This window comes from Undibacterium sp. TJN19 (assembly GCF_049339485.1).
In the GTDB taxonomy this organism is placed as follows: Bacteria; Pseudomonadota; Gammaproteobacteria; order Burkholderiales; family Burkholderiaceae_D; genus Undibacterium.
On the sequence record NZ_JBMPPL010000061.1, the window covers coordinates 1 to 524 of the forward strand.

Here is a 524-nt window from a genome sequence, read left to right on the forward strand (position 1 = left end):
ACGGGGAAGCCGATGGGGCTGGAGCCGATGTCGGCCCGCACACCTGCCAGTTCGTAGCTGAGGTTTAACGCGACGCCTTTGGCTTCCTGGTCTAGTGTGGCGACGCTGGACAGACCTTGCTGGCGGGCGATGGTGGTCAAGGGGACTTTGGCGTATTTGGCACGTTCTACGAGGATGGCATTGCGGCCGTACTGGCCTGCAAGGCTGGGGTCATTGAGGTAGAGGGTGCCTGCATCGACAAGGACGGGGATGATTTTTAAGCCAAACTGGCCCAGGCCGAGTGTGGTGATCTGGGCTTCGATGGGGGTTTCTATGTCTTTTAAGGCGGACAGGCCTTTTTCTCCGCTGCGGGCCCGGGTCGCGACTTCGACTGATATTTCAGTACGGTTGAGGTCGTTGATGGCGTCGATTTCTTTGAGCAGGCCTGCTTCTTCTGCGCTGACATTGGTCACGGGCTTGGTTGCCCGGGCTTTGCTGCCCGTTCCGCTATTTCCGGTGGCTGCTGCATATTGTTGCGGTACCGG

The 524-nt window shown here is 59.0% G+C and carries 1 protein-coding gene; it reads right to left on the reverse strand.

The window, feature by feature from the left end; genetic code table 11:
* On the reverse strand, positions 1 to 524 hold a 524-nt coding region (locus ACO0LH_RS28520), incomplete at both ends, for a cellulose synthase subunit BcsC-related outer membrane protein (RefSeq protein ID WP_422944531.1).